This window comes from Flavobacterium sp., from assembly GCF_044368995.1.
In the GTDB taxonomy this organism is placed as follows: Bacteria; Bacteroidota; Bacteroidia; order Flavobacteriales; family Flavobacteriaceae; genus Flavobacterium.
Window position 1 is genome coordinate 1 of record NZ_JBIPMS010000102.1, and the last position, 6,082, is coordinate 6,082.

Genomic DNA, 6,082 nt, shown 5'->3' on the forward strand with positions numbered 1-6,082 from the left:
CTTTTTGCATTTGCTGGATCAAAATGGGTTTCAATGAAAATCCCGTCTACTCCTGTTACAATTCCAGCTTTTGCGATGGTTTCAATCATATCTGGTCTCCCTCCAGTTACACCACTAGTTTGATTAGGTTGTTGAAGTGAATGCGTTACATCTAAGACAGTAGTTCCAAATTCTTTCATTGTTGGAATACCTCTGAAATCTACAATCATATCTTGGTAACCAAACATGGTGCCTCTATCGGTAATCATAAAATTATCATTGCCACAATCTTTCACTTTTTGAGCGGCATGTTTCATACTTTCCGGACTCATAAATTGACCCTTTTTCAGGTTTACTGTTTTGCCTGTTTTGGCAGCAGCAACCACTAAATCCGTTTGACGAACCAAAAATGCTGGGATTTGCAGTACATCAACATAAGCCGCTGCCATTGCTGCGTCTTCATTGGTATGGATATCAGTTACGGTTGGTACACCAAATTCTTTTGAAACTTTTTCTAGTATTTTTAGTGCTTTTTCATCTCCAATACCAGAAAAACTATCAATTCTTGAGCGATTGGCTTTTTTAAAACTTCCTTTAAAAACAAATGGTATTTGTAAACTATCAGTGATTGCAACTAATTTTTCAGCTATTCGTAAAGCCATTTCTTCTCCTTCAATAGCGCAAGGGCCAGCTAAAACAAAAAAATTACCGCTTTTTGTATGTTTAATTTGTGGAATATGGTCTAAGTTCATTTTGTTGAATTTTAAGCTGCAAAGATAATAAAGTTAGGGGTTTAGTTACCAGAAGATTCTGTTTTTTTAATTAAAAAACCTTTTGGGCACATAATTTTACCTTTTTCAAAAGTATTCACGTATATTTTTTTATTTGAAGTTTTTTCGTCTAAATATATTTCATATACAACTAAAGTTCCAGCGCCCATATTATTGCGTTTGCTTGGAAACGGGCAACACGTTTCTATAATTTTATAGGTTACTTTTTCTCCATTTGTACCTGTAAAGCTATTAAAAAAGCGATTCACGTTTTGATTGTTGCTATTTACATAGTTAGAAAAGCCTAAATTTATAGGATAAAATTCGCTGTATCCGTATTGCATATCGTTGGATGTTTCTTCTAATTCAAATTGCTCAGAAATGATTTTTGGTAATACAGCTGTATCGTCAATATTTTGAATGGTGTTTTTTGTGCTCACACATGACACGCAAAGAACAAGTATGATACTGAGGTGGCTTAATTTTTTCATGATTATTTATTTTTTGTTTTTATAAGTAATGCTGCTAGAGCTGCAAATATGATACCAAAAGATAACGTTCCAAAAGTTGCAAAAATCATATATGCGGTTATGTCAAACATAGCTTTAGCATTTTCTAGTTTCATCCCCTTAGAAACGGAATAGTTTATCATGTTTGTAAAAAAATAAGGATTCACATATTTTAACGAAAAATATAGAGCAAAGGGTGTTAAAATCATAGCGAAAATAGCTAAAATTACACCAGAAAGTAAACCTTGTTGCCAAGTCATTATACCATTGAAAAAGTTTTTTTTCTTATCAAATAAAAAAAGAATATAAATTCCGAATATTAAAATAAACACTAAATTTGTAAATATAGGATGATTGGCTATGTTTGTGTCATGAAAACCTAAATATTTTTCTAGTTGAAACCACATAATTCCTAAAAAAGTGTAGTATATTGCCCACTTAAATTCAATTTTAAATTTATTCATTTTTTGTATCTTTGAAAACGGTTTAAAACACTCAAACAGCAAATAGCTGTTTCTAAATGTATTTCAGTAGTATTTTTTTTACAAAATATACATATATGAAATCGAAAACAAATATAGTAATTCATTAAATACAATTTCACAATTTATGGAAGTAATTCAAGGTACTTGGCACTGGGCTATTTCAGGCTTTTTAATTGGACTTATCATGTTGGTTTTAACTTATTTTGGTAAAACGTTTGGTATGTCTTCCAATTTAAGAAACATTTGTAGTTTGTCATTTCCTAAGAAAAAAATTGAGTATTTTAATTTTGATTGGAAAGAACAAAAATGGAATTTATCTATTGCTTTAGGCGCAATTTTCGGAGGTTTTATTGCTTTTTATTTTTTAATGGATGCAAATACGACACTTCAGTTACATCCAAATACCATAGAAAGTTTAAATCAATTACACATTGATGTTCCAAATGGTAAATTAGGTCCAGATGCAATATTTAGTTTAGAAAAAGCATTTACATTAAAAGGATTTTCAGTTTTATTATTTGGTGGATTTTTAATTGGATTTGGGACACCTTATGCAGGAGGTTGTACGTCGGGTCACGCTATTTCGGGATTGAGTAATTTTCAAATTCCTTCATTAATTGCTGTGATTGGCTTTTTTATTGGTGGATTATTTTCTGCCCATTTTTTAATTCCTTTAATTTTTGGATAGTATGAAGTTGATTAAGTTTTTTATAGTTGGTATTGTTTTTGGAATAGTATTAACCAAAGCAGAAGCTGTTTCTTGGTACAGAATTTATGAAATGTTCATGTTTCAAAGTTTTCACATGTATGGAATTATTGCTACAGCTATTTTGGTAGGCGTTTGTGGAATTAAATTTATTAAATCAAAAGAAATTCAAGGTTTTAAAGGCGCTGAAATTGATATACAAGATAAAGATTTCTCTATTTCAAGATATATTATCGGAGGAACTATGTTTGGATTGGGATGGGGATTGGTAGGTTGTTGTCCTGGACCGATTTTCATTTTAATAGGAAATGGCGTCTTGTCTATTTTGGTTGTATTAATTGGCGCTTTATTAGGTACTTATTTATACGGAATTTTGAAAAATAAATTACCTCATTAATTTTTTGTTAAAGTGATACTTATCATGTTTTTATCTTTATGCTATTTGTAATTTTACATTATAAAATAAAAAACAATGAAAACAGTAGTTCATATACAAAATTTGAAATGTAGCGGTTGTGCCAATACGATTTCCAAAAAATTAAATGCTTTAGATGACGTATCCGATGTTCTTGTAGAAATAGAAGACAATTCGGTTACTTTTGAATATTCTGAAGCACATACTTTAAATGTAGTAAAGTTAGCTTTAGCAGATATTGGTTATCCCGAAGATGGAGAAGCCAATAGTTTAACATCAAAAGCCAAATCTTACGTTAGTTGTGCTTTTGGAAAAATAACATCATAAAACAAATGTTGTTCTTGTCAATCTAAATTTATTTCAGATTCTATAATTAATTGCTCAAGATTCTGAAACAAGTTCAGAATGACAAAGCAAAAAAAACCGACCATTAGGTCGGTTTTTTTTATATAATTTCAGCACTTAAACCTTCATCTTGCAGAGAAGCACATTGTGGTTTTAATTTTCTTAATTCTCCAGTTTTTACGGTACATTGTCCTTTGTAGTGAACTAAAATAGCACATTGTTCCGCTTGTTCCCAAGTGTGGTCGCATATTTTTACTAAAGATTCAATTACATGGTCAAATGTGTTCACATCGTCGTTGTATAAAACAATTTCGTGGTTAATGCCTACGGATTCTTCAACTAATATCTCTTCTAGTGTTTCTGTTAATGTACTCATAACTAATAATTAGTATAATGTAAAATTACTAATTTTTACTATATTTTAAACTTAACCAATTATTTCTTTCTTTTTTTGATTCAAAAGTAAGACCTAAATTTTCGCAACTTTCGTTAATGGCTTCAAAATCTTCTGTATAAAAGCCGCTTAATAATAAAACAGCACTGTCATTCATACAGTTTACATAAGTTGTCATATCATTTAATAAGATATTTCTGTTTATGTTTGCGATAAATACATCGTACTTTTGACCGTTATTTAACCAAGACGCATCACCTTCATAAACAGAAATATGTATACAATTGTTACGTTCAGCGTTTTCAATGGAATTTAAAAAACACCAATTGTCAATATCAACTGCATCAATTGGTTTTGCGCCTTTCATTTCAGCTAAAATGGCTAAGATGGCAGTTCCACAACCCATATCAATGGTTTTTTTGTTGGCAACATCTAATTCTAATAAATGCTGAATCATCATGTGAGTCGTTTCGTGATGTCCTGTTCCAAAACTCATTTTTGGCTCAATTACGATTTCATATTTGGCATTAGTTGCCGGATGAAAAGGTGCACGAACGTGACAAATTCTGTCTACATCAATAGGAGAGAAGTTCTTTTCCCATTCTTCGTTCCAATTTACGGGTTCAATTTCGTTTGTCGAATAGGAGATTTTGAAGTTTTCATTCGAAAGAAGTTCAATATCATTTAAAATATTTTCAGACCAAACGTCTTTTTGAACATAAGCCGAAACGCCTACTTCTGTTTCTTCAAAGCTTTCAAAAGCGGTTTCTTCTAATTGGGCAATTAAAATTTCCGAACCCAACTCTGCTGGTTCAATTGTAAAATGGTATGCGATGTAGGTGTTTGCCATTTGGATTATTTTAAACTTATATTTGCTTACATTCCTTATTATTTTAACATATAAGGAATGAAAGAAGTATAAGAGCGTTTATTGTTTATTTAAATTAATACAACTTCGGAAATTTGGTTGGATTTGTTTCATGCATCATTTCATACACTTTTTCAAAAACATCTTCGGCACTTGGTTTAGAAAAATAATCCCCATCAGTTCCATAACTTGGTCGGTGTGCCTTAGCGGTTAAGGTTTGCGGTGCGCTATCTAAATATTGGTACGCGTTTTGATTTTCGATAATTTCTTGTAAAATAAAAGCACTTGCTCCACCTGGAACATCTTCATCTATTACTAATAAACGGTTGGTTTTCGCTACTGATTTCACAATATCGTGAGAAATATCAAAAGGTAATAAACTCTGAATATCAATAATTTCAGCGTCAATTCCGTTTTCTAATAATTCTTTTGCGGCTTGTTCTACAATTCTTAAAGTAGAACCGTAAGAAACTAGCGTAATATCTTTTCCTTCTTTGATGGTTTCAACCACACCAATTGGCGTTTGAAATTCCCCTAAATTGGTTGGCATTTTTTCTTTTAAACGATAGCCATTTAAACATTCAATTACCAAAGCAGGTTCGTCTGTTTTTAATAAAGTATTATAAAAACCTGCCGCTTTGGTCATATTTCTTGGAACCAAAACGTGAATACCACGAATCGCGTTAATAATCATTCCCATTGGAGATCCCGAATGCCAAATGCCTTCTAAACGGTGACCACGAGTTCTGATAATTAATGGTGCCTTTTGACGACCATGTGTTCTGTATTGTAAAGTAGCCAAATCGTCACTCATAATCTGTATGGCATATAGCAAATAATCTAAATACTGAATTTCTGCAATTGGACGTAAACCACGCATGGCCATTCCAATACCTTGACCTAAAATAGTCGCTTCACGAATGCCTGCATCTGAAACACGCATTTCTCCGTATTTTTCTTGCATGCCTTCTAAACCTTGGTTTACATCACCAATATTTCCTGCATCTTCACCAAATACTAAAGTTTCTGGATACGTTGCAAAAATTTTATCGAAGTTATCTCTTAAAACTAAACGCGCATCCACCTCTTCAGCGGTCTCATCGTAAATTGGTTTTACTTCAGTAGTTGAAGCACTATTTTGATTTGATTCTGAATATAAATGGGAACTGTATTTTGGTTGAATTCTAGCAATGAAATTAGAAATCCAAATGGCTAAAGTGGCTCTGTTGTCCCCAGAAAGTATTCTTAAAACTTTTCTAGCAACGACTAATAAATCTTTTCTAATTGGTTCTTTTATGGCAGCAATATCTGTCGCATATTTTTCAATAAAAACTTTATTTTCTGAGTTTTGTGCAACTTGATTTAAAATCGCAACTGTTGCCGTTTGGTCTTCTTTAATTGTGGATAAATAATTGGTCCATGCTTCTTTTTTACCTACTAAAACTTCTTTTTTAGAGGCTGATTCAATATCGTCTAATTCTTCAGAAGAAGCAATATTGTTTGCAATCATCCATTTTTTCATTTGTGCCACGCAGTCAAATTCTGCTTCCCAAGTCAAACGTTCTGCATTTTTGTATCGCTCGTGTGATCCAGAAGTAGAGTGCCCTTGTG

General features: G+C 32.0%; 9 protein-coding genes. 3 read left to right on the forward strand and 6 right to left on the reverse strand.

The window, feature by feature from the left end; all coding sequences use genetic code 11:
* From kdsA to ACIQ2I_RS07315, 3 genes are all read right to left on the reverse strand, one after another.
* On the reverse strand, positions 1–731 hold a 731-nt coding region (gene kdsA, locus ACIQ2I_RS07305; RefSeq protein ID WP_396181768.1), incomplete at its 3' end, for a 3-deoxy-8-phosphooctulonate synthase.
* Positions 732–772: 41 nt separating this feature from the next.
* On the reverse strand, positions 773–1,240 hold the full coding sequence (locus tag ACIQ2I_RS07310; protein WP_396181769.1) for a 2-dehydro-3-deoxyphosphooctonate aldolase: 468 nt from the start codon (positions 1,238–1,240) through the stop codon (positions 773–775).
* 2 nt (positions 1,241–1,242) lie between these two features.
* The gene (locus ACIQ2I_RS07315; RefSeq protein WP_396181770.1) at positions 1,243–1,722 is read right to left on the reverse strand and encodes a DUF4199 domain-containing protein; all 480 of its coding nucleotides are present in this window, start codon (positions 1,720–1,722) and stop codon (positions 1,243–1,245) included.
* A gap of 145 nt (positions 1,723–1,867) precedes the next feature.
* On the opposite strand from ACIQ2I_RS07315, the gene ACIQ2I_RS07320 reads away from it, so the two are divergent.
* The 3 genes from ACIQ2I_RS07320 to ACIQ2I_RS07330 all read left to right on the forward strand — a co-directional run bounded on the left by ACIQ2I_RS07320 (position 1,868) and on the right by ACIQ2I_RS07330 (position 3,191).
* Entirely contained in the window at positions 1,868–2,431 is a 564-nt protein-coding gene (locus tag ACIQ2I_RS07320; RefSeq protein ID WP_396181771.1) for a YeeE/YedE family protein, read from the forward strand.
* 1 nt (position 2,432) lies between these two features.
* Entirely contained in the window at positions 2,433–2,846 is a 414-nt protein-coding gene (locus tag ACIQ2I_RS07325; protein ID WP_396181772.1) for a DUF6691 family protein, read from the forward strand.
* A gap of 75 nt (positions 2,847–2,921) precedes the next feature.
* Positions 2,922–3,191: a heavy-metal-associated domain-containing protein gene (locus ACIQ2I_RS07330; RefSeq protein WP_396181773.1), complete on the forward strand. Its 270-nt coding sequence runs from the start codon at positions 2,922–2,924 to the stop codon at positions 3,189–3,191.
* Between the two features lie 118 nt (positions 3,192–3,309).
* On the opposite strand, the gene ACIQ2I_RS07335 is transcribed toward ACIQ2I_RS07330, so the two are convergent.
* From ACIQ2I_RS07335 to ACIQ2I_RS07345, 3 genes are all read right to left on the reverse strand, one after another.
* Positions 3,310–3,585 carry an ATP-dependent Clp protease adaptor ClpS gene (locus ACIQ2I_RS07335; RefSeq protein WP_396181774.1) on the reverse strand — a complete coding sequence of 92 codons (276 nt, stop codon included), beginning with the start codon at positions 3,583–3,585 and terminating at the stop codon, positions 3,310–3,312.
* Positions 3,586–3,613: 28 nt separating this feature from the next.
* Positions 3,614–4,453: a 50S ribosomal protein L11 methyltransferase gene (prmA, locus tag ACIQ2I_RS07340; RefSeq protein ID WP_396181775.1), complete on the reverse strand. Its 840-nt coding sequence runs from the start codon at positions 4,451–4,453 to the stop codon at positions 3,614–3,616.
* 94 nt (positions 4,454–4,547) lie between these two features.
* A partial coding sequence (locus ACIQ2I_RS07345; RefSeq protein WP_396181776.1) for a transketolase C-terminal domain-containing protein occupies positions 4,548–6,082 on the reverse strand: 1,535 nt, incomplete at its 5' end.

Excerpts from the sequence above, each read along its gene's own strand:
- ACIQ2I_RS07310 (WP_396181769.1), bottom strand. The coding sequence starts at position 1,240 with ATGAAAAAATTAAGCCACCTCAGTATCATACTTGTTCTTTGCGTGTCA.
- ACIQ2I_RS07315 (WP_396181770.1), bottom strand. The coding sequence starts at position 1,722 with ATGAATAAATTTAAAATTGAATTTAAGTGGGCAATATACTACACTTTT.
- ACIQ2I_RS07320 (WP_396181771.1), top strand. The coding sequence starts at position 1,868 with ATGGAAGTAATTCAAGGTACTTGGCACTGGGCTATTTCAGGCTTTTTA.
- ACIQ2I_RS07325 (WP_396181772.1), top strand. The coding sequence starts at position 2,433 with ATGAAGTTGATTAAGTTTTTTATAGTTGGTATTGTTTTTGGAATAGTA.
- ACIQ2I_RS07330 (WP_396181773.1), top strand. The coding sequence starts at position 2,922 with ATGAAAACAGTAGTTCATATACAAAATTTGAAATGTAGCGGTTGTGCC.
- ACIQ2I_RS07335 (WP_396181774.1), bottom strand. The coding sequence starts at position 3,585 with ATGAGTACATTAACAGAAACACTAGAAGAGATATTAGTTGAAGAATCC.
- prmA (WP_396181775.1), bottom strand. The coding sequence starts at position 4,453 with ATGGCAAACACCTACATCGCATACCATTTTACAATTGAACCAGCAGAG.